Origin of the sequence: Vibrio sp. YT-17 (genome assembly GCF_033337375.1) — a bacterium.
Lineage (GTDB): Bacteria > Pseudomonadota > Gammaproteobacteria > Enterobacterales > Vibrionaceae > Vibrio > Vibrio alginolyticus.
The window spans coordinates 43,576-64,857 of the sequence record NZ_JAWOQP010000016.1 but is presented as its reverse complement, the minus strand read 5'-3'; the positions used below and the strand labels follow the sequence as shown (position 1 = coordinate 64,857).

The 21,282-nt window shown below is 43.4% G+C and carries 22 protein-coding genes; 15 read left to right on the top strand and 7 right to left on the bottom strand.

Going from position 1 to position 21,282, the window contains the following annotated elements:
- Positions 1-20 precede the first annotated feature (20 nt).
- Positions 21-1,724: an FAD-dependent oxidoreductase gene (locus R7F67_RS16015; RefSeq protein WP_154204409.1), complete on the bottom strand. Its 1,704-nt coding sequence runs from the start codon at positions 1,722-1,724 to the stop codon at positions 21-23.
- A 151-nt stretch (positions 1,725-1,875) separates the two neighbouring features.
- On the opposite strand from R7F67_RS16015, the gene R7F67_RS16010 reads away from it, so the two are divergent.
- The 3 genes from R7F67_RS16010 to R7F67_RS16000 are packed head-to-tail and all read left to right on the top strand — an operon-like array spanning position 1,876 to position 3,040.
- Entirely contained in the window at positions 1,876-2,166 is a 291-nt protein-coding gene (locus tag R7F67_RS16010) for an ArsR/SmtB family transcription factor (protein ID WP_005376206.1), read from the top strand.
- Between the two features lie 5 nt (positions 2,167-2,171).
- A complete protein-coding gene (locus tag R7F67_RS16005; RefSeq protein WP_254901900.1) occupies positions 2,172-2,585 on the top strand; it encodes a YeeE/YedE family protein in 414 nt (137 codons plus the stop codon).
- A 14-nt stretch (positions 2,586-2,599) separates the two neighbouring features.
- Positions 2,600-3,040, top strand: coding sequence for a YeeE/YedE family protein (locus tag R7F67_RS16000; RefSeq protein ID WP_213903775.1), 441 nt, complete (start codon positions 2,600-2,602; stop codon positions 3,038-3,040).
- Positions 3,041-3,093: 53 nt separating this feature from the next.
- On the opposite strand, the gene R7F67_RS15995 is transcribed toward R7F67_RS16000, so the two are convergent.
- Positions 3,094-3,957: an endonuclease/exonuclease/phosphatase family protein gene (locus R7F67_RS15995; RefSeq protein WP_213903776.1), complete on the bottom strand. Its 864-nt coding sequence runs from the start codon at positions 3,955-3,957 to the stop codon at positions 3,094-3,096.
- A 309-nt stretch (positions 3,958-4,266) separates the two neighbouring features.
- Between R7F67_RS15995 and nrdD the strand changes: the two genes are divergently transcribed.
- Together nrdD and nrdG are read left to right on the top strand one after the other, a co-directional pair.
- Complete coding sequence (gene nrdD, locus R7F67_RS15990; RefSeq protein WP_005388026.1) at positions 4,267-6,387, top strand: anaerobic ribonucleoside-triphosphate reductase; 2,121 nt, start codon at positions 4,267-4,269, stop codon at positions 6,385-6,387.
- Positions 6,388-6,470: 83 nt separating this feature from the next.
- The gene (gene nrdG, locus R7F67_RS15985; protein WP_005376213.1) at positions 6,471-6,941 is read left to right on the top strand and encodes an anaerobic ribonucleoside-triphosphate reductase-activating protein; all 471 of its coding nucleotides are present in this window, start codon (positions 6,471-6,473) and stop codon (positions 6,939-6,941) included.
- An 84-nt stretch (positions 6,942-7,025) separates the two neighbouring features.
- On the opposite strand, the gene R7F67_RS15980 is transcribed toward nrdG, so the two are convergent.
- Positions 7,026-8,411 (bottom strand): MATE family efflux transporter, encoded by a 1,386-nt coding sequence (locus R7F67_RS15980; protein WP_213877351.1) that lies wholly within the window; start codon positions 8,409-8,411, stop codon positions 7,026-7,028.
- A 120-nt stretch (positions 8,412-8,531) separates the two neighbouring features.
- On the opposite strand from R7F67_RS15980, the gene R7F67_RS15975 reads away from it, so the two are divergent.
- The 3 genes from R7F67_RS15975 to R7F67_RS15965 all read left to right on the top strand — a co-directional run bounded on the left by R7F67_RS15975 (position 8,532) and on the right by R7F67_RS15965 (position 11,427).
- On the top strand, positions 8,532-9,389 hold the full coding sequence (locus R7F67_RS15975) for an AraC family transcriptional regulator (RefSeq protein ID WP_005388028.1): 858 nt from the start codon (positions 8,532-8,534) through the stop codon (positions 9,387-9,389).
- A 155-nt stretch (positions 9,390-9,544) separates the two neighbouring features.
- The gene (locus R7F67_RS15970) at positions 9,545-10,732 is read left to right on the top strand and encodes an aromatic amino acid transaminase (RefSeq protein WP_047101084.1); all 1,188 of its coding nucleotides are present in this window, start codon (positions 9,545-9,547) and stop codon (positions 10,730-10,732) included.
- Between the two features lie 11 nt (positions 10,733-10,743).
- Positions 10,744-11,427, top strand: a complete 684-nt coding sequence (locus R7F67_RS15965) for an ATP-dependent zinc protease (protein WP_005388032.1) — start codon at positions 10,744-10,746, stop codon at positions 11,425-11,427.
- 130 nt (positions 11,428-11,557) lie between these two features.
- Here R7F67_RS15965 and R7F67_RS15960 read toward each other — a convergent pair whose 3' ends face one another.
- Positions 11,558-12,094, bottom strand: a complete 537-nt coding sequence (locus tag R7F67_RS15960) for a hypothetical protein (RefSeq protein ID WP_017634623.1) — start codon at positions 12,092-12,094, stop codon at positions 11,558-11,560.
- A 154-nt stretch (positions 12,095-12,248) separates the two neighbouring features.
- Positions 12,249-12,623 carry a NirD/YgiW/YdeI family stress tolerance protein gene (locus R7F67_RS15955; protein WP_318057269.1) on the bottom strand — a complete coding sequence of 125 codons (375 nt, stop codon included), beginning with the start codon at positions 12,621-12,623 and terminating at the stop codon, positions 12,249-12,251.
- 155 nt (positions 12,624-12,778) lie between these two features.
- On the opposite strand from R7F67_RS15955, the gene R7F67_RS15950 reads away from it, so the two are divergent.
- The 4 genes from R7F67_RS15950 to modC all read left to right on the top strand — a co-directional run bounded on the left by R7F67_RS15950 (position 12,779) and on the right by modC (position 16,875).
- Positions 12,779-14,230 (top strand): cobyric acid synthase, encoded by a 1,452-nt coding sequence (locus R7F67_RS15950; protein ID WP_017820165.1) that lies wholly within the window; start codon positions 12,779-12,781, stop codon positions 14,228-14,230.
- A 69-nt stretch (positions 14,231-14,299) separates the two neighbouring features.
- Positions 14,300-15,055: a molybdate ABC transporter substrate-binding protein gene (gene modA, locus R7F67_RS15945; protein WP_258475399.1), complete on the top strand. Its 756-nt coding sequence runs from the start codon at positions 14,300-14,302 to the stop codon at positions 15,053-15,055.
- Positions 15,056-15,082: 27 nt separating this feature from the next.
- A complete protein-coding gene (gene modB, locus R7F67_RS15940; protein ID WP_064376841.1) occupies positions 15,083-15,772 on the top strand; it encodes a molybdate ABC transporter permease subunit in 690 nt (229 codons plus the stop codon).
- Complete coding sequence (gene modC / locus R7F67_RS15935; RefSeq protein ID WP_054575980.1) at positions 15,769-16,875, top strand: molybdenum ABC transporter ATP-binding protein ModC; 1,107 nt, start codon at positions 15,769-15,771, stop codon at positions 16,873-16,875. The genes modB and modC overlap by 4 nt, the downstream gene beginning before the upstream one ends.
- Before the next feature lie 76 nt (positions 16,876-16,951).
- Here modC and R7F67_RS15930 read toward each other — a convergent pair whose 3' ends face one another.
- Complete coding sequence (locus R7F67_RS15930; protein ID WP_005376232.1) at positions 16,952-17,389, bottom strand: DUF3069 domain-containing protein; 438 nt, start codon at positions 17,387-17,389, stop codon at positions 16,952-16,954.
- A gap of 273 nt (positions 17,390-17,662) precedes the next feature.
- Between R7F67_RS15930 and R7F67_RS15925 the strand changes: the two genes are divergently transcribed.
- Positions 17,663-18,622, top strand: a complete 960-nt coding sequence (locus tag R7F67_RS15925; RefSeq protein ID WP_213899942.1) for a diguanylate cyclase — start codon at positions 17,663-17,665, stop codon at positions 18,620-18,622.
- A gap of 251 nt (positions 18,623-18,873) precedes the next feature.
- On the opposite strand, the gene R7F67_RS15920 is transcribed toward R7F67_RS15925, so the two are convergent.
- Complete coding sequence (locus tag R7F67_RS15920) at positions 18,874-20,109, bottom strand: GGDEF domain-containing protein (RefSeq protein ID WP_318057268.1); 1,236 nt, start codon at positions 20,107-20,109, stop codon at positions 18,874-18,876.
- Positions 20,110-20,362: 253 nt separating this feature from the next.
- Here R7F67_RS15920 and R7F67_RS15915 point away from each other — a divergent pair, with 253 nt between their 5' ends.
- Positions 20,363-20,731, top strand: coding sequence for a late competence development ComFB family protein (locus tag R7F67_RS15915; protein WP_005376241.1), 369 nt, complete (start codon positions 20,363-20,365; stop codon positions 20,729-20,731).
- Between the two features lie 41 nt (positions 20,732-20,772).
- A complete protein-coding gene (locus R7F67_RS15910; RefSeq protein WP_005376244.1) occupies positions 20,773-21,054 on the top strand; it encodes an HlyU family transcriptional regulator in 282 nt (93 codons plus the stop codon).
- The last annotated feature ends 228 nt before the right edge of the window (positions 21,055-21,282 follow it).

Below are 21,282 nucleotides of genomic sequence, written 5' to 3'. Positions count from 1 at the left end.
TTCTCTTTTTTATTATCAAGTTATAAGCGAGCAAATTTGAGAGTTCTGTATCCACCAATCAAGTTGCGGGCTTTGTAACCATTGTTGACCAGCTGACGGTATGCTACGTTACCGCGTAACCCAACTTGACAGTAAATCACGATCTCTTTGTCTTTAGGAAGTTCGTGCATGCGACGACGTAGTTGATCGACAGGAATATTAATTGCACCTTCAAGATAACCAACGGACTCCAATTCACCAGGATTACGAACATCAAGTAACAGTTGGTCTTCTGTCAGTGAATCCATTTCATCATAATGAATCGCGGTCGCATCGCCTTTGATGATGTTATTTGCCACAAACGCCGCTTGGTTAATTACATCTTTAGCAGAGCCATAAGGTGGCGCGTAAGTTAGCTCGAGGTGTTGCAGTTGCTCTACCGTCATACCAGCACGCTGAGCAACTGCCATTACGTCGATACGTTTATCAACACCGTCTTTACCTACTGCTTGCGCACCTAATATTTTACCTGTTACTGGATCAAACAGCATTTTGAATGACACGGTTTCTGCACCTGGGTAGTAACTCGCGTGACTTGCTGTATGCACATACACTTTTTCATAAGCGATGTTTTCACGTTTCAGCTGTTTCTCGTTTTTACCAGTAGAAGCGACGGCTAAATCAAAAATCTTACAGATCGCCGTGCCTTGCGTACCTTGGTAAGTTTCTTGGCGGCCAAGCATGTTGTCTGCTGCAATTCGGCCTTGACGGTTTGCCGGGCCCGCAAGTGGCACTAGAGTTTGCTCGCCAGTCACAAAGTCTTTCTCTTCTACCGCGTCGCCGACAGCGTAGATCGAAGGATCGCTGGTTTGCATGTATTCATTGGTATAAATACCACCAAGAGCGCCGATTTCTAAGCCAGCTTCTTTCGCTAATTTGGTCTCGGGGCGAACACCAATTGCCATAATCAAAATATCGGTGGTGAGTCTTTCACCGTTGTTTAGTGTTAATTCCAATTCACCTTCTAGATGTTGGTGTTTTTCGCTCTCACCAGAGTCGAAACTTGCCACGTGCTCGTTAGGTACGAATTTCACCGACTCAAGTGCGACGCCAAGTTTAAGGTCGATGCCTTTCTCACGAATTTCAGCATGTGCGAAGCCAGCCATTTCACGGTCAACGGGCGTCATCACTTGATCCGCCATTTCAACTAATGTGGTTTTTATGCCTAGCTGGTGGAAGGCTTCCATCATTTCCAAACCGATAAAACCACCACCAACGACCGTAGCGTGTTCAACTTTGTTGGTTTCGATCGTTTTAATGATGCGATCCATATCTGGAATATTGCGCAGCGAGTGCGTTAACGGGTTATCAATACCCGGAATAGGCGGCACAACTGGACCTGCGCCAGGGCTGAGTAGAAGAAAGTCGTAGCTCTCTTGGTATTCCGAGCCATCAAGCAAATTCTTAACCGTAACCGTTTTGTCTTGACGGTTAATAGAAACCACTTCGTTCATCACACGGACATCAACATTGAAACGCGCTAAAAAGCTCTCAGGCGTTTGAAGAAGCAGTTTGCTGCGCTCTTGGATATCACCACCAATGTGATAGGGTAAGCCACAGTTTGCAAATGACACAAATGGACCGCGTTCAAACATAATGATTTCTGCATCTTCACTTAAACGACGAGCGCGAGCTGCTGCAGATGCACCTCCAGCAACCCCACCAATAATCACGATTTTGCTCATGGATTTCTCCTGCTGAATGATCGAAAACGCCTACACCTTACTTAAATAAATTAGCTGAGTCTAATGTTATTTAATCTACATTAGCATTGACTTAATAATATTAATTAGTAATATCTAATGAAATGTAATGTAGTAATGAAGAGGCATAAGAATGGGCGACAGTATGCTACAAAGTGCGACCGAAGCGAGTGAGCTGCTTAAAATTATGGCTCATCCAGAGCGCCTAATCGTGATGTGTAAGCTGATTGAAGGCGAGAAAGGGGTCGGTGAACTGTTTGAAGGTTCATCATTAAGCCAATCTGCTTTTTCACAACATCTCACCGTATTGAGAAAGCACGACATCATTAAAGCTAGGAAGGTTTCTCAGCAGGTATTTTATTCAATTTCTGATGAAAGAGTTGGTCCGCTGGTTGAAGCGTTTAAGCAAGTTTTCTGTAAGTAATTAGTTTGGCGGATGCTATGTTTGAAGTTCCTTGGATGTCGCTTTTGGGCGGCATAATAGTTGGCGTATCAGCGATAACACTGATGCTATTTACTGGCAAGACTGCTGGGATCAGTGGGATCTTAAACGGTGCCGTTGAGAGCGCAGACCGCGTTTGGCGAATTGTTTTTTTAATTGCGATGGTATTAGGTGGCTTGTTTGCTGTTTATGTTCTTGGCGGGCATGTACCAGATCAGTACAGCGGTTCTCTTATTTTAGTTATCGTTGCTGGCTTGTTAGTCGGTGTTGGTACGCGTATCGGCAATGGTTGTACTAGTGGCCATGGTATTTGTGGGATAGGGCGTTTCTCAATCCGTTCTGTGGTCGCGACGTGTACTTTTATGGCCACAGCCATGTTAACCGTCTTGCTAGTATCGTGAGGAATAGTGCCGTTATGAAAACTCATGTAATGAAAAGTATTAAGCAAATGTCCGTTGTTGCATTTTCTGGTGTGCTCTTTGGTATTGGTATGGTGGTCTCTGGTATGGCTGAACCGGCAAAAGTGATTGGCTTTCTCGATATTACTGGAGCATGGGATCCAAGCTTAGCCTTTGTAATGGGCGGAGCACTTGTTGTGTTCGTTCCTGCTTATCTTTTATTAATAAAGCCAAGAAGCGAATCTGTGTTTGGTGATGAGGTTGTCTGTCCGACTTCTAAAACGATAGACAAAAAGTTAGTCGGTGGTGCAGCACTGTTTGGTATTGGTTGGGGCTTACTGGGTGTGTGTCCTGGTCCTGCGGTTGCCAGCCTTTTTACTGGCAACACACAAGTTCTGCTCTTTATAGCGGCAATGTTGGTTGGGTCATTCACCGCTAAAAGAATGGTTCGTGGCTAAAGAGTTCTTCAACGCAAAAAAGAGTATCTCAACGTTAACAGAGAACTTAAACGCTAAAAAGTGAGTGTCGTAGAAACCGGGCAATGGTCACTCAGTTTATAGTCGAGTACATCTTGTGTTTTGAAAACGGTTTGAACACCAGACGACGCCTTTAAATCACCACTCACAATAATGTGGTCTATCACCGAGCGGAATTGGTGGGTTTTATTCGGATTACGATTAGAACGCACTTTACATTCCGCTTTAGTGTCTTTAGTCACTAGCTTTGCACTAGTATTGTCCGATATCACGTCCCATAACCAATCTCCTTGATAACCCAAGTTGTGGTTAAAGTCGCCAAGCACGACATAATGTTGTTTGTTGTCCTCGCGCGCCTTTATCCACTTAGCTAGTGCCTGTCCTTGTTGTTTCACTATCTTACAATCGCGGTTATTACGATACGCGCCACTGCAACCCGCTTTCAGATGTACAGAGAGTAGGTGAGTCTCGTTTTCTTGGTTTGGATTTAAAACAAGGTAGCTCGCGAAGCGAAGCTTGCTGTTGCCTCGTGTGATAGAGAAGTCTGGCTTGTCTAATACGCTTACGCCATTGCGCACGGCAAAGCCTGTGTATTGGTTGGTGTCGTTAAACTGAAGGTGTCGGTTGGAGGCGTTTGAACGATCGGAAAGATAAATAGTGAAGTCATTGCCAACGGCTTTTTGGATGGCAGCAGCACTTTCGACTTCTTGAAAAGCAAAAATGTCGGCTTGTGTTTTATCCACATAGTGGGTCAGCTTTTCAAAATCTTGTGGTGTTCTCGACACTTTTCCACCATCTATAGATAACCATTCTATGTTCCAACTGGTTAGATTGATGGAGTTTTGAGCAAATGAAAGAGAACTAAAAAGTAATATTAACGTAACAAAAAGTGATCGCATTTTGGCCTGTTGCACTCCTATCTTTTAGCGTATTCCTTTCCATCCTTTATCCTACAAGACCTCCAAAAATAGCAAGTAGATTTAGTACCAATTTTGCAATTTTCATGGTTTTCTTCGCAACTGAGATCAACGCCAATAAGATCGATTTCTTCTTGTTCGCTAGCCAATCTTTATTGATCAAAATCAATGTTTTCGAGTGGTGCTTCTCGTTAAATACGCCACAATATATTGTGTTGCCAGAATAAAAAACAACCCCATATAGTGTGTTTGTGGATAACTCTGTGAGTATGCTCGGGTAAGGAGAACAAAGTGAAACCAATCGTAATCAAACGCGACGGATCAAGAGCTCCGTTCAACAGGGATCGTATCCAAGCAGCAGTTGAAGCAGCAGCGGAAAACAAAGATAAGGATGTCGCTATTTATGCTCTTAATGTGGCTCTTGCTGTCGAGTTACAGTTAAGAGAACACGATGAAGTTCACATCCATGAGATTCAAGACTTAGTCGAAAATGAACTCATGCAAGGTCCTTACAAAGCCCTAGCGCGTTCTTACATTGAATATCGCCACGATCGCGACATCGCTCGTGAGAAGCAAAGTGCACTAACTCGCGAAATCGAAGGTTTGATTGAAGAAAGTAATCTGGATCTAATCAACGAGAACGCGAACAAAGACGGCAAAGTAATTCCGACTCAACGTGACTTGTTGGCTGGTATCGTAGCGAAACACTACGCGAAGACGCACATCCTTCCTCGCGATGTGGTTCAAGCGCACGAAGTGGGTGACATTCACTACCACGATTTAGACTACGCACCGTTCTTCCCAATGTTTAACTGTATGCTTATCGATCTTAAAGGCATGCTGACGCATGGTTTTAAAATGGGTAACGCTGAGATTGATACGCCAAAATCAATTTCGACTGCAACAGCGGTAACAGCACAAATCATTGCTCAAGTCGCGAGCCACATTTACGGCGGTACAACCATCAACCGTATTGATGAAGTTCTAGAGCCGTACGTAATCACAAGCTACGAGAAACACCTAGAGATCGCAAAAGAGTGGAACATTGCTGAGCCAGAAGAGTTCGCAAAAGCACGCACAGAGAAAGAGTGTTACGACGCGTTCCAATCTCTAGAATACGAAGTAAACACGCTACACACGGCGAACGGTCAAACACCATTCGTTACGTTTGGTTTTGGTCTTGGTACTAGCTGGGCATCACGCCTTATCCAGAAATCGATTCTGAAGAACCGAATTGCAGGTCTAGGTAAGAACCGTAAAACAGCGGTATTCCCTAAACTGGTATTCGGCATCAAAGATGGCTTGAACCACAAATCAGAAGATCCAAACTACGACATCAAGCAACTTGCGCTTGAGTGTGCGTCTAAGCGTATGTACCCAGACATTCTTAACTACGACAAAGTAGTGGAAGTAACGGGTTCATTCAAAACCCCAATGGGTTGCCGTAGCTTCCTTGGTACTTACGAAGAAAACGGTGAGCTGATTCACGAAGGTCGTAACAACCTTGGCGTCGTGAGCTTGAACCTTCCTCGTATCGCTATCCGTGCAAACGGAAGCGAAGAGAAATTCTACGAGCTTCTAAATGACCGCCTACGTCTTGCTCGTAAAGCACTAGAGACACGTATCTCTCGCCTTGAAAACGTGAAAGCACGTGTGGCCCCAATCCTATACATGGAAGGCGCATGTGGTGTTCGCTTGAAAGCAGACGACTCAATCGCAGATATCTTCAAGAACGGTCGTGCGTCTATTTCTCTTGGTTACATCGGTGTACACGAGACAATTAACGCGCTATTCGGTACAGAAGCGCACGTTTATGATGACGCTGTTTTGCGTGAAAAAGCGGTCGCGATCATCAAGCATCTAAAAGATGCTGTGAATCAATGGGCTGACGAAACAGGTTATGGTTTCAGCTTATATGCAACGCCAAGTGAAAACCTATGTAGCCGTTTCTGCCGCATCGATGCGAAAGAGTTCGGCGTAATTGAAGGCGTAACAGACAAAGGTTACTACACCAACAGCTTCCACCTAGATGTTGAGAAGAAGGTGAACCCATACGACAAGATCGACTTTGAGATGCCTTACCCAGAAATCTCAAGCGGCGGCTTTATCTGTTACGGCGAGTTCCCGAACATGCAACGTAACGTTGAAGCACTAGAAAACGTATGGGACTACAGTTACACCCGAGTGCCTTACTACGGAACTAACACGCCAATTGATGAGTGTTACGAGTGTGGTTACAACGGTGAGTTTGACTGTACAAGTAAAGGCTTCACTTGCCCAAGCTGTGGCAACCATGATTCAACCAAAGTGTCAGTGACACGTCGTGTTTGTGGCTACCTAGGCAGCCCAGATGCACGCCCGTTTAACTTCGGTAAGCAAGAAGAAGTGAAGCGCCGAGTTAAACACCTGTAAGGTTAACTACCACTCGTTTTACACTTTGAAAATCAACTTTAAACAGGTTGATTTTCTCTTTCGCGATAACACAGAGACGCATTATGAATTACCACCAATACTATCCAATTGACGTTGTTAACGGACCGGGTACGCGCTGTACGCTGTTTGTGTCGGGTTGTGTGCATCAGTGCCGTGGCTGTTATAACCAGTCGACGCAACGTTTGGATTCTGGTGTACTTTTCACGCAAGAAGCGGAAGACAAAATCATCGCTGACTTAAACGACACGCGTATCAAACGCCGTGGCTTGTCGTTGTCGGGTGGAGATCCGCTTCACCCTGCTAATGTGCCTCATATTTTGAAGATAGTGAAAAGGGTGAGAGAGGAGTGCCCAGGTAAAGACATTTGGGTTTGGACTGGCTACACGCTGACGGAACTGAATGACGCGCAAAGGGAAGTGGTGCAATACATCGATGTTTTGATTGATGGTAAGTTTGAACAAGACAAGAAAGACCTCAATCTCGAATGGCGTGGCAGTTCAAACCAAATCATTCATCGCTTTACGGACATCTAATCAAGCATTCTCCGCACATAAAAAGGGCTCACGCGTGCATAACGGGTGAGCCCTTTTGGTGTGAGTTCGTTAATGTCTTTTTGGTTACGCTGTCACCGATTGGTTATCTTCAACCATATTATTTATCCAACGTTTAGATTGAATACGGTAAGTCGTCAGTACGCCTTTCACTAACTCTTCCGCGAGCAGAGACATCAAGACAAAATGCAAAGGCAGCCCTAACACCATGCCTGTGTAATAAGTAAGGGGGATGCCAATAGCCCACTGACCGAACGTGTCGATGAAAATGCTATAGCGAATATCAGCGCCACTCTTTAGTACGCCGCCAATCCCAACCATGTTAAACACCCTCAAAATCATACCTAGCGCCATGACTAAACATACGTTAAGTGCCATGTCTGCATCGGTTAACGGGCTCAGTACCAATAGGTGATGAATCATGGGCGAGCTCAACCACACTAGGAAAAACAGTAAGGTGGCTAAGATTGCGCTGGTTAACACATACCACCACGCTGTTTTCTCGACTCGGTCATAATGTTTTGCACCAATATCATTCCCAAGAAGAACGGATGCAGCGACCGCAAATCCCATAAAGGTTGAAATCAGTACCCCTTCAATCGGTGATAAGAATGAGATGATCGCCAGTTCTGAAACGCCCAATTGACCATAGATGATGCTGTAAACGATCAATCCACCAGTCCAAAGCGCATCGTGGACCAACATGGGTAAAGAAACCTTAAAGTACTTTTTTCGATACTGTTTTAAGCGGCCTTGTACCCAATCGAACTTAGTCGGAATTAGGTAAGCATATCGTTTGTAGAAAAAATAAATCAAGACGGCGGTTTGGAAAAATCGAGAAACAAAACTACCTACGGCTGCACCAAATACGCCCCATTGAGGGAAACCAAATAAACCAAAAATCAAAACATAATTAAGCGCGACGTTAACGACAATGGCGGAGATACTAACGTTGGTTGCCAGTTTGGTTTGGCCCACGGAGCGCAATACCGCTTCAATCGGTACTACTATCGCCGTAGCAATGAGGCTAAAGCCCGTAACCACAAGATAATCACGTGCATAAGTGACGTATTCAGGATCGTCTGACATAAAAGAGACGATCTCTTCATCAAAAATCGCATAAAGAACGATAAACGGCAGCGTCACCAAAATGGAAATAAACCAAGATTGCGCCAACGTTCTGCGAATTCCGGCTAGGTTTCCTGAGCCGTAGTATTGAGAAGCAAGTACGGTAACTGCACCGCATAGGCCAAAGACAACCGCTAGGTTGAAGAAAAAGATACGATTTCCAACTCCAACTGCTGCCGTTGCAGATTCACCGAGTAGGCTTACCATGAAAATATCCACGACGCCGAGCAAAGCAAAAAGCATGGACTGAAGTGAAACAGGTAGGCCAATCGTAATCAGTTTTTGCCAAAATACTTTATCGATGTATTCGCGTGTTAAGAGCATCGCATTTCTCCTTAAAGATTAATGCGAGTAGTTTATCCTCATGATTTGGCGGTGTATTTTTCAAAGGAATCCAAAACCTTTGTAAAACTCTCTATTAACGCACATGTGAGCCAATAAATCATGGAAGATAAACAAGAACGCTACGCGATTTCAGAAAAAACTTATCAAGAGTTTATTGATCACAGTCGAGTATTAGCACTTGAGGAGAGAGGCATTGTGCAGTGCGGCATTGCCACTTGTCGTGACTTCTTCTCTGTTTATCGTAAAAACCAAAAGAAACACATGCTGCTCTATACGGTGCGTGGTAAAGGGTGGCTAGAGAGTGGGACTTATCGATACGATTTGGAACCGGGCTCGTTGATTACAGTACCCGCAGGTGTTGAAAACGGTTTTGGTATAGAAGAAGAACCTTGGCAGATCGCGTGGCTTTTTCTTGCTCCTGATAGAGAGTGGCCGATATTAGAATGTGATGTTCGCTATCAGCTTTCATCTACACCTGAAGTGATGTATGCATGTATCCAAACACTACTACGCAGCATTCACCTTCCAATCGATTATGGTGGTGCGGTAGGTGAGCATAGTGTGGCTCAGTTAGAGCTGATGTTAAACATGCCGCCCTCAGAGTCGATATCACGCAGCCAATTGAGGCTTCGGCGTGTATTTGACCTTGTCCAACGTCAGCTCCATAAGGATTGGAGCGTTGAGCAGGTGGCGGCTCTATATCCATGTTCGGAGCCTCATTTGCATCGACTGACTCAAAAGCAGTTTGGTCGAAGCCCAATGGCACATTTAACGCGTATGCGCATGGAATATGCTGCTAGGTTACTTCGTTCAACAGAATGGCCAATTCAGCATATTGGAGAAATAGTCGGATATCCGACCAGCGCAAACTTTAGTACACGTTTTAAAGCGTGGTCGACCATGACACCAAGAGAGTTTAGAAAAAACGGTAGAGTGGATTGGTACGACGAGGAGTGAATCGTTCTTTTTCTGAACGATAGAGCGCACAAAACTCACCGTAAGCCAGAATTTTGTTCTCTAATTGATGAAATAAGTGAAAAATCATTTCGTCATTTTTTGCGATGGTGTTAACGTGAGGTTCGGTACTTGAATTTCAAAGGGTTATGACTTTCATGTTTTCTAATCTCCCAACTCCCGTATTAGATCCTATTTTATCTCTATCCGTTGCATACCGTAACGATGAACGTCCAAACAAGGTTGACCTTGGCATTGGCGTATACAAAAACAGCGCAGGCGAAACGCCGATTATGAAAGCCATTCAAATGGCGCAGGATGTCGTTGTTGAAACTCAAAAAACCAAGTCTTATGTTGGTCTTGCGGGTTGCGAAGAATTTAATAAAAGCATGATCGATTTGCTGCTGACGGGAACGTCTGCAATGGATCGTGTTGCAGCAATTCAAACGCCAGGTGCAAGTGGTGCGCTGCGTATGCTCGGTGATCTGATGAAGATCGCACAGCCAGATACGACGGTTTGGATTTCCAACCCAAGCTACGTAAACCACAAGCCAGTAATGGAAGCAGCAGGCCTTAAAGTTAAGTTCTACCACTATTTCTCTTCGGAAACGAAACAAGTAGACACCGAAAAAATGATGGATGATCTTGCGAAAGCTGGGCCTTCAGATGTGGTACTTCTTCATGGTTGTTGCCACAACCCAACTGGTGCGGATATTGACTTCTCTGCTTGGCAAGCCATTACAGAATTGTCGCAGAAGAACGGTTTCATCCCATTTGTGGACATTGCTTACCAAGGCTTCGGTGATGGCCTAGAAGAAGACGCAAAAGGCCTTCGTTTTATGGCAGATAACGTTGAAGAGATGTTGATTACTACTTCATGTTCGAAGAACTTTGGTCTGTACCGTGAACGAACTGGTGCAGCGATTGTGGTTGGTAAGAACATGCATGATGTAACCAATGCAAAAGGTAAACTCCTCACTCTAGCTCGCTCGACTTACACGATGCCACCCGACCATGGTGCAGCTTTAGTTAAGACCATTCTGCAAGATGACAATCTCACTTCCGTTTGGAAGCAAGAATTGAGTGAAATGCAACATCGTTTGGTTAGCCTTCGTCAAAGTTTGTGTAACGAGTTGAGAAACAACCATAATACAGATCAATTTGATTTCATTGAGGGTCACAAAGGCATGTTTACTGTGCTAGGCTTTAGTGGAAACCAAATGGCGCAACTGCGTGAAGATTATGGCATTTATGGTGTTGGCGATGGTCGAATTAACATTGCCGGACTTACCGAAACTCATATTCCATACGTAGCGGACGCAATTAAGAAAGTATCTCAAGCTTAATTGGAGTGTGGATGAAAAACTGGAAACTGATTCTGCCGCTTATGATGAGCGGCAGTTTAATTGCTTGTACGTCAACTCAAACGACGCAGGAACCTGTTGAGCCAGAGTCGCCAAAGGTCGAAGAGCCCGTTAAAGTCGAGCCAGAAGTGAAACCTGATGTAGATCCAAAGCCAGAGGTGGAGCCCAAACCAGAAGCGAAACCTGAGAAAAAGCCGGAACCAAAGCCTAAGAAGCCAGTCAAGGTCACAAAAACACCCGATGGCATGTTAATTCTTGGTTCTGAAGAATGGGTTTATGTTCCTGAAATTGACCAGACTTTCAAGGCTAGAGTCGATACAGGTGCGACAACATCATCAATTAGTGCGACTGACATTGTTCCGTTTGAGCGTGATGGTAAAGACTGGGTTAAATTTAAGATAGATTTAGGTGACAAAGACACCAAAGAATTTAAAGTACCCGTTGAGCGCTGGGCTAAAGTTAAGCAGTCTTCGTCAGAAGAGGTGGATAAACGAGCGGTGGTAAAAGCCTACATTACCGTTGGGGATCACAAAGAAAAGACAGAGTTTACGTTAGCGGATCGCGGACATATGACGTTTCCAATTTTGCTTGGTCGAAGCTTTTTTAGAGATATTGCCGTTGTAGATGTATCGAAAAAATATGTGCAAGATAAACCTAAAAAAACCGCTAAAAACTGATGTATTAAAGCTAGTTTCTGCTACAAGCTAATAATTCTTGATTAGCAAAAAAATGGCCTCCAAAATTGGAGGCCATTTTTATTGAATCATATGCTTGCTTGTGATGCCCTGGTAGTCATAGTCATGTCCACTAAAATGCAAAACGAGCAGACATTACAATTTGCTGGCCATAGACACCATTATTTTTAAAATCTGCACCAAGCGATAGTTGCTGAGTTGAGTGGAATCGTGCGCCTAGATTGTAAATGGTATTCGAATCGTCATTATCTATGATTTGGCCGATACGGCCATGTAGCTCAACATTTTGCATAAACCAAATACGAGTGCCAATATTCACTTCCGTGCGCCACTCGTCGCCGACTTTATCACTGCCGTTCTCTTTAATGTTGTGTACCAACATTTGGCCATAAATATCTGCAAATTGGCCTGCTGGCCCATTAAAGCCTATACCGCCAGCAATGTCCCAGTCTCCGCTGAATTCACTGTCTGCGCGAGCAATGAAATGGGTATTCTCTGTAAAGTAGGTATTGAACTCGCCACCAAATGTACCAGGGCTAGTGCCCATGCGAAATTCCATCGTGTTGTAGTTGAAATTATTTGCATGTGCGGAAAGTGGCAAAATAGCACACAAACCAAAGGCTGCAACCTTTAGAGCTTTACCTAGCATGGTGTCTCCGGGCAAGATGAATAAAATGAACAAAAAATTGGTCTGCAAAAAGCAGACCAAGATTGATAAAGCTATCATTTTAAGTGCTTGCCGTCACTATTTAGCTGTAATCGTCACTACATCATGTTGATATGTACAGCAATCGGGGTTTGTTTTACATGACCACGAGTTGTTCGACTTCAATCTCTGGTTTGTTCCCGCCTTCAAATTCGCCAAACAGACGGACTTTAGTCGTGTGATCAATCGGAGTATTTAGCTGAATATCGTCATCGAGTTCGACCATCACTTCACCGGAACCATCGCTAAAGACAAACTTATCCGCGCGAACTTGACGCAATAAGTTACCTTCAACGACCACATCTTTTTCAGTAAACATATTGGAGTCGTTTAGCAAGGCATCCAATTTTTCCACAGTGATAGGACCGTTAAACTGCAAGTTTGATTGGTTTTGAGCGTTATCTTTCGCGAACGCGATAGAAGGAGCAATAACTAAGGCGGCGATTGTTGCGATAATTGTATTCTTTTTCATGTTACATCCTCATCGGTTTGTTTTGATGGGTTCATTAAAACAGGGCTTGTTTGAACCAATGATGATTTCAACATTCATATTCTATTCATTTGCTTGAGTAAGTGGGGACGATGACGTTATGATTGTTCATCTTCCTCTATTCCTTACAAATGTTCATGAAATCAGCGATCCCATCTTTAATGGTTCAAGGCACCACTTCGGATGCCGGAAAAAGTGTCCTTGTGGCAGGTTTATGCCGTGTATTAGCAAGAAAAGGGATAAATGTTGCCCCATTTAAGCCACAAAACATGGCACTAAATAGTGCGGTAACCAAAGATGGCGGTGAAATAGGTCGAGCACAGGCCGTTCAGGCACAGGCGTGTAATATTGAGCCAACTGTACATATGAATCCGGTTTTAATTAAACCTAACAGTGATACAGGTGCTCAGATCATTTTGCAGGGTAAGGCGATTTCCAATATGGATGCGGCTGGCTTTCATGATTACAAGAAAGTGGCGATGGATACGGTGTTAGATTCCTTCTCTCGTCTGACTCAAGAATTTGATTCGATCATTATCGAGGGCGCGGGGAGTCCTGCTGAAATCAATTTACGAGAAGGCGATATTGCAAACATGGGTTTTGCTGAGGCCGCTGATGTACCAGTGATCATTGTTGCTGATATTGATCGTGGTGGAGTGTTTGCACATTTGTACGGAACACTTGCGCTACTTTCTGAATCTGAACAAGCGCGAGTAAAAGGATTTGTTATCAACCGTTTTCGAGGTGATATTCGTTTATTGCAATCGGGCCTCGATTGGCTAGAAGAAAAAACAGGTAAACCTGTACTTGGTGTACTTCCTTTTCTCCATGGTTTGAATTTAGAAGCAGAAGACGCGATCACTGCGCAGCAAGAGTTGCACTCTGAGGTAAAACTGAATGTTGTTGTGCCTGTTTTAACCCGGATTAGTAATCATACTGATTTTGATGTGCTGCGATTGAATCCAGACATCAATCTACGTTATGTAGGTAAAGGCGAAAAAATAGATAAAGCCGACCTGGTTATTTTGCCTGGGACCAAATCAGTGAGAGACGATCTGGATTATCTAAGAAGCCAGGGGTGGGATAAAGATATCTTGCGTCATATTCGTCTTGGTGGAAAAGTGATTGGTATCTGTGGCGGCTACCAGATGCTTGGAAACTTGATTGATGATCCAAACGGCGTCGAAGGCCAACCAGGTCAAAGAGAAGGACTTGGCTTGCTTGATATCACTACGACACTAACTAACAGCAAACAGCTTACAAACACACAAGCACAGCTTTCTCTTAACGGCAAAACAGCCAATGTAAAGGGTTATGAAATCCACGTAGGGCGAAGTGAAGTACGGGGCCTGCAACCTCTTACATTCAGTTCCGGTGAAGCGGAGGGGGCGATCAGCGAGTGTGGCCAAATCATGGGAACCTACCTTCACGGGTTCTTTGACGAGGCAGATGTCTTAAGCCTGGTATCAGAATGGGTAAACGGCACCCAAATCAAACAACAAGACTTTGAAGAGTTAAAGGAGCAAGGCATTAATCGCATCGCAGATGCGATAGAACAACATGTGCGCCTTGATTTTTTGTTTAAATAGCCCATTAACTGATTGAACTTTATATTTAAATAACCTGTTCTTTCGCTTGCCTTGTATTGGAGTATCTCTATGAAAGCATGGAAACAGTATGCTTGCCTTACGGTAGTATTAAGCATTTCATTTTCAGCAAACGCAGCAACGAACCTAAAAGTGTATGCAGCCTCTTCTATGACGAATGCGATTAACGAGATCGCGCAAAACTTTGAAGAAAAGTATGACGTTTCTATCACTCCCGTTTATGGTGGTTCTTCTTCTATCGCTCGACAAATTATCAATGGCGCACCAGCGGATGTACTCATTTCTGCGAACACGAAATGGATGGATTATTTGGTCGATAAAGACGTCATTTATCGTGACAATGTCACAAATCTAGTGCGCAATAGCTTAGTGTTAATTGCTCCTCAGTCTTCAGAATTAACCTCATTTAACTTTTCTGATGCAAAGGCATGGGAGAAGGCATTGCATGGAAATCGTCTTGCGTTAGGCAATCCGACGTCAGTACCTGCTGGTATGTACGCTAAAGAGTCATTGACTACACTGGGTGTATGGAAAGCGGTTCAAACTCACGTCGCACCAGCAAAGAATGTGCGCTTAGCTTTGGCGTTGGTTGAACGTGGAGAAGCGCCTTTAGGTGTGGTCTACAAAACCGATGCTCAGTTAACTGATAAAGTCAAAATTGTCGGCGAATTTGCGAGTGATACGCATGCGGCTATTGTTTACCCGGCTGCAATTGTGAATGATTCTACTGAGTCGGAGCAGTTCTTCCAGTACCTAAAATCGGACGAAGCCGCACGCGTTTTTGCTCAATATGGCTTTCAGCAATAAACCGGCCTTCAATTATAGGAACGAAGCGTGACAGAACTGGAATACCAAGCCTTAATGTTAAGCCTCAAAGTAGGCGCGTACGCAGTACTTTGGCTGATTCCTCTCGGCGTTTTTCTTGCTTGGCTACTTTCTCGAAAAACGTTCTTTGGTAAATCGATTCTCGATAGCTTAATTCATTTACCACTGGTATTGCCGCCAGTGGTAATCGGCTATTTATTGTTGATTTCTTTAGGACGACAAGGGTTCCTTGGAAAGTGGCTCTATGAAAACTTAGGGGTAGTATTTAGCTTTAATTGGAAAGGGGCAGTAGTCGCTTGTATTGTCGTGGCTTTGCCTTTGATGGTTCGTTCAGTACGCTTAAGCTTAGATAGCGTCGACCCTAAATTGGAGCACGCAGCCTCTACGTTAGGCGCTTCTCCTTTAAAAGTGTTTCTCACCGTCACGTTACCACTGACCATTCCCGGAATTATTACGGGCACGATGCTGTCATTTGCTCGTAGTCTTGGCGAATTCGGGGCGACGATCAGTTTCGTCTCTAACATTCCGGGTGAGACCCAAACGATTCCGCTGGCAATGTACAACTTTATTGAAACGCCAGGTGCAGAAATGCAGGCGGCTCGTCTGTGTATCATTTCTATCGCGTTAGCCTTGTCTACATTAATGATCTCGGAATGGCTAAATCGTAAAGCGGCAAGTAGATTGGGTGCGAAGCAATGACGATTAAAGTCCAATTTAAACAAATGCTTGGTGAGACTGACTTCGACATCAAACTTAAGTTACCCTGTAACGGAATTAGTGCCTTGTTTGGACGATCTGGTGCAGGTAAAACGACGTTGATTAACATCATCAGCGGATTGGTCACTCCAAGGCAAGGGTATGTTGCGGTTGGTGAGCATGTTTTGTTTGACAGTGAACAGGGAATCAACCTACCAACGCACAAGCGTGGTATTGGTTATGTGTTTCAGGATTCACGTTTGTTTCCTCACTATTCGGTTCAAGGCAATTTGTTATATGGCGTTAAAGAAAAAGATGACGAGTATTTTGATGCAGTCACCGAACTCTTGTCTATCAAACCGTTACTAAAGCGCTTTCCGGTATCACTTTCTGGTGGTGAAAAGCAACGTGTTGCGATTGCGCGCGCATTGCTATCTAAGCCCAATTTGCTTTTGATGGATGAGCCACTTGCCTCACTCGATATGCCAAGAAAGCGTGAGGTAATGCCTTTTCTCGAGGAGTTGTCGGAGAAGGTAAATATCCCTATTATCTATGTCACACACAGTCTCCAGGAAATTTTAAGGCTTGCTCAGCACCTTGCAATTATTGACCAAGGTAAAATTTCGAGTTCAGGTAAGCTTGAGGAAGTGTGGGCTTCTCATGCTATGCGTCCATGGCAATCTTTCTCAGATCAAAGCAGCTTATTTGAAGGCCGGATTGCTGAACATCATGAACGTTATGCACTGACTTGTATCAACCTTGCACCTAATGTATTCCTGTGGGTGCAAAAGATTGACGGAACACCAGACACGCCAATACGCTTGCAAGTGCGTGCCAACGACGTTTCTATCACGCTCGAGCAGCCCAAGGCGACGTCGATTCGAAATATTCTGCCTGCTATTGTCGATTCCATCGAAGTGTTTAACGCAGCCGATGACAAACAGAGTATTAATGTATCACTCAAGCTAGACGAGAAATGTTATTTGTGGGCAACGATCACACCGTGGGCCCTTGACGATCTCAACCTAAAAGTTGGTAGCCGTGTTTTTGCGCAAATTAAAGGTGTCAGTGTGACACAAAAAGATATGGCACTAGCGCCTCATTAACCGTTTAGACTGATTTACGCTTCATGATCAAAAAAGGCCGCAAAGTGCGGCCTTTGTTACTAGAAGAATGTCGGAATTACTTCGCGAATACTTCTTTGAATTCACGCTTAAGAAGTGGGTCACGACGTGCTTTCTTAAGTTGCTTAACCATGTCTTTCACACAGTTGTGAAGCACATTATCAAGTAGTTGAGCACGGTATTCTTCTTTATCTTCATCTGTCATGTTTTCTGGCAGATTAAGAGTCGGAAACTCTTCCATCACATTAATACCAGCGAATGCTTGGCCTACAGAAACTAGAGCATGAAACTGTTCAAAGTTGTCTAGAATGTTCTGTGCACTTGCTGGCATTTCGTCCCATGATTCACGTACCGCTTCTTCAGACACTTCATGGATAGAGGTAACCATTTCGAACATTTGCTCTGGAACTTCGTCAAATTCGATAACTTTACGTAGCTCTGGAGAAATGCTGGCTAGATCGATTTTTTTGCTTTCGCTGTTAGTTGCTTCTGACATGGTGTGTCTCTCATTACAAAAAGGCGGGAATATTAATACCAAATGCATCAAATAGCTATACCCATTAGTCCGCAAGATGACCAAAGTGAATGAGTTTGTTGAACTTCTGCTCACAGGCCATGATTAGATAGGGTAACGTTCAGTCTAATTGCTTTATGCAATGGATTCCGTGATATTCAAACAAAAATATAGCACTTAATTATGAGTCGAATGCAACAACTCTATGAGTATGGTATATGTTTAATAAAGACATAATTAAAAATGGAACGCGTTATGCAACCGATAGGGACATCGATGCGAATCCTTCTGGTTGACGATGTTCAGCTAGACAGGATGCAGCTGGCTATTCGTCTAAAGCAACTTGGACATATTGTAAAAGCCGTAGGTAGTGGACTAGAGGCGTTAAATACCTATGAGAGTTTTGATCCGGAACTGGTGTTACTCGATATATCAATGCCAGATATGAACGGTTTTGAAGTCTCTCTTCATATAAGAGAAACGTTTCCGGATTGGATCCCAATTATTTTCTTGAGTAGTCACGAAGAGCCAGAAATGATTGCTAAAGCCATAGATGCGGGCGGTGATGACTATTTAATTAAGCCGGTAGATAAACTGGTACTGAACTCTAAACTTATCGCAATGCAGCGTATTGCTCATATGAGACGAGAGCTTAAGCAAGCGACAGCTCAATTGGAGCAGGTTAATCAACTTTTGACTCAGCAAGCGAATGAAGATGGCCTAACCAAACTCTATAACCGCCGTTATATCGACCATAAGTTGGAATCGATGGTTGCATGGCATGGCCGTCACAACATGCCAATGGCTTTGATTCTATTGGACGTCGATTTTTTTAAACCGTTTAATGATAATTACGGTCATATTGAAGGCGATCGTTGCTTGCAAGCGATTGCGAATCAACTCAAGGCTACTTTTTGTCGCTCTGGGGAATATGTAGGTCGATATGGTGGAGAAGAGTTTGTTGTGTTGCTAGGGTGTACCGACACTCAAACAGCAGAAAGAGAAGCCGAGCGTATACAAGAGGCTATGTATTTTCTCGATTACCCACATGATTATTCTAGTGTGTCAAATAGAGTGACAGTGTCACAGGGTGTTTTTGTTTTTCAACCGACAGGGAAAGAAGTGCAATCAGACTTGTATGCAACCGTTGATAAAGCACTATATACCTCGAAGTCTTTGGGAAGAAACACACATACTGTAGTTAATTCTTTTTAAAAACAAAATCTTATGAATGCTACTCTTTTTGTTGCGTTGTCACTTTTTGGTGGTTATTTTAAAGCTAACTCAAAGTAAGATAGGCAAACAGTGCGAACGGAATGTCGCAATCGGGCGTATACCTTATACCTTTGATTAGATAGATGACATCGGGATAGTGGCAACGATGAGTGCAGTTATTATGCTGATGGGGAAGTTCGGTTTTGTTTTAAACCCAGACAAGCTTGTTAACTTTCACGATTGGTTAGGGCCTAACGAAGCTTTATGCAGTTACGTCCCGCCTTTTTCGCTTTGTAAAGTGCTTCGTCCGCTGATTTAACAACGTCCAGAGGAGCTTGCCCATTCCGGCTATCAGCAACTCCGAAACTTGCGGTAACAAAAACCGACTTTCTTTTCGAACTGTTGCTACCACGACGTTTTTGTCCTTGTTTATGGTTCTCAGGGCGAGATTCTTCATCGCGTAATATCATCTCGTATTCTGCAATCGATTTGCGAGCTTCTTCCAAAAAGTTCTTACATTCGTCAGCGTATTTGCCTTTAAAAACGATGGTAAATTCTTCTCCGCCAAATCGATAAACTTTTGCGCCTGGGGTTTTAGTGAGGCGCGAAGCGACCATTTTTAGAACGTCATCACCAGTATCGTGACCGTAGGTGTCGTTAAACTTTTTAAAATGGTCAACATCAAGCATTGCGATTGTGAACTTCTTACCCATGTGTTTTAGATCGAGATCAAGTGCACGTCTGCTCGGAATCAGCGTTAGGCTATCGGTGAAAGCCAGTTGATGGCTAGCGGAAGCGGCATAAATAATGATAAGCAGCCCTGTTAGCGTAAACATGGTGCTTGATATGTACTGCACATCAAAGAAAATGAACGTCGCAGACGCCAATACCATGGCAGAGTAGGTCATCGCATGGATAATTTCATTCTTCTTTAAAACAAGGATTCCAAGAAAACAGACAATACCCACGCAATATAAAACAAGAATTAAAGGCAGTTTAGAGACGGTCGGTACAATAAATAAAATACCGCTTGTCCATTGTTCAAACCCTCCTTCAACGTAATATGCTAGCGTTAGATAAGACCAAAGAACGAACATTGCTAACATCAAGATATAAGTCAACATGGCTCTGGAGTCAAAACCTTCTTTACTAAACAAAAATACCGTAAGAAACGAGACAGGAAGTAACGTGGCTAAAATGGTTAGCTCAAGTAAAGCGGTACCACTTTGAAGCGGGACTTGTAGGCGGTGCTGTATCACGAAATAGGCTAGCAACATTGCCAAGCACACCATGGACTCTCTGCCTTGCTTAAATGAATAACAAAGGAGTAGCGCACAACATAATAGTATGTACGGCAAGTTTGCGGCAATGCCCCAGTTTGCCTGAGTCATCTGAATAATGCTGTCCATGCCCGAACTCACTATGCCCAGTAGCAAAAAAGGGAATGAGAATCTGAAGCCTGATGAAGTCATTGACGATGAGGACATCTATTACAAACTGCCTGAAAATAGTTGACTATATAATTGGTTAGGTAAATCGTTTTATCAATATGGATATTTATCCGTTATTGAATTTCGAACTTTGAGAACTAGCAAGAATACGTCTATTTGTTCCTTTTCCCAAGTATTTTGGAAGACATTACGGCAAAAAGAGAGAGATTGATTAAATTAAGAGCAATCAATAAGTTGTTATAAACAAGTCGTTGCTATACTCATTTCATAGGAAAAAGGAGATTTACAGATGCAGATAAGCTCAGATGTGCACAACTACATGGAAACCTTAGTAGGCCAGGTTCTCAGTTTGCCCGAATTTTTAGAACAGTATGACAACGAACAGTTAGCCGATATTGCTTGCCTTGCGCTTATCCAGCTCAAGCCTGTCTATATCCGTCATGATATTGATTTTTTGTCTTCACTTCCTGAACAAAAATTAAGCCAGTTTAAGCAAAGCGCGGATATAGCGGTGAAAAACGCCGCAGAAATGGTGAAAGAAGACAGGCGTAAGAACCGAGAGTATGATGTGCCTGTAATTTTTTCCCATACTAGTTATGATGATGACAAAGAGTTGGATTGGTATGAAAAACCGATCCTTAACGTTAATATTAAGTAAGAGTCGCTCAGTTGACTAGTGAGCTGACCCAAGGAGGAATCGTGGGATTTTTTTCGCGTTTGTTTGGTGGTAGTGAGAAAACGGTTGAAGCCAAAAATATCGAACCAGTTGAATATAAAGGTTTCCTTATTTACCCAGAGAGCCTTTCAGAGGGCGGACAATATCGCATCGCTGGTCGAATAGAAAAGCATGACAATGATGAAGTGAAAACACATCGGTTTATTCGCTCCGATTTGCTTGGCTCAGAGCAAGATGCCAATGACCTTATGTTGAAGAAATCTCAAATGTTTATTGATCAAATGGGCGATAAAATCTTCGACTAGCAATTTACTGCAATTTGATTCCAGTCATCTTAAAAAGAGCCATTAGTGTATATGCTAGTGGCTCTTTCTTTTTAACGCTTAAATCTCTGTTAAGTCAGTATTTAATCGTTACCTGGTTAGACCTCAGTCTAGTACGGTGTTGCGTTGTTATTTTTCGTGCACAGAGCGACAATCATTCATTACTTAGCGTTATATGTAATGAAATTTAGTATTTAAATTACAAAACAC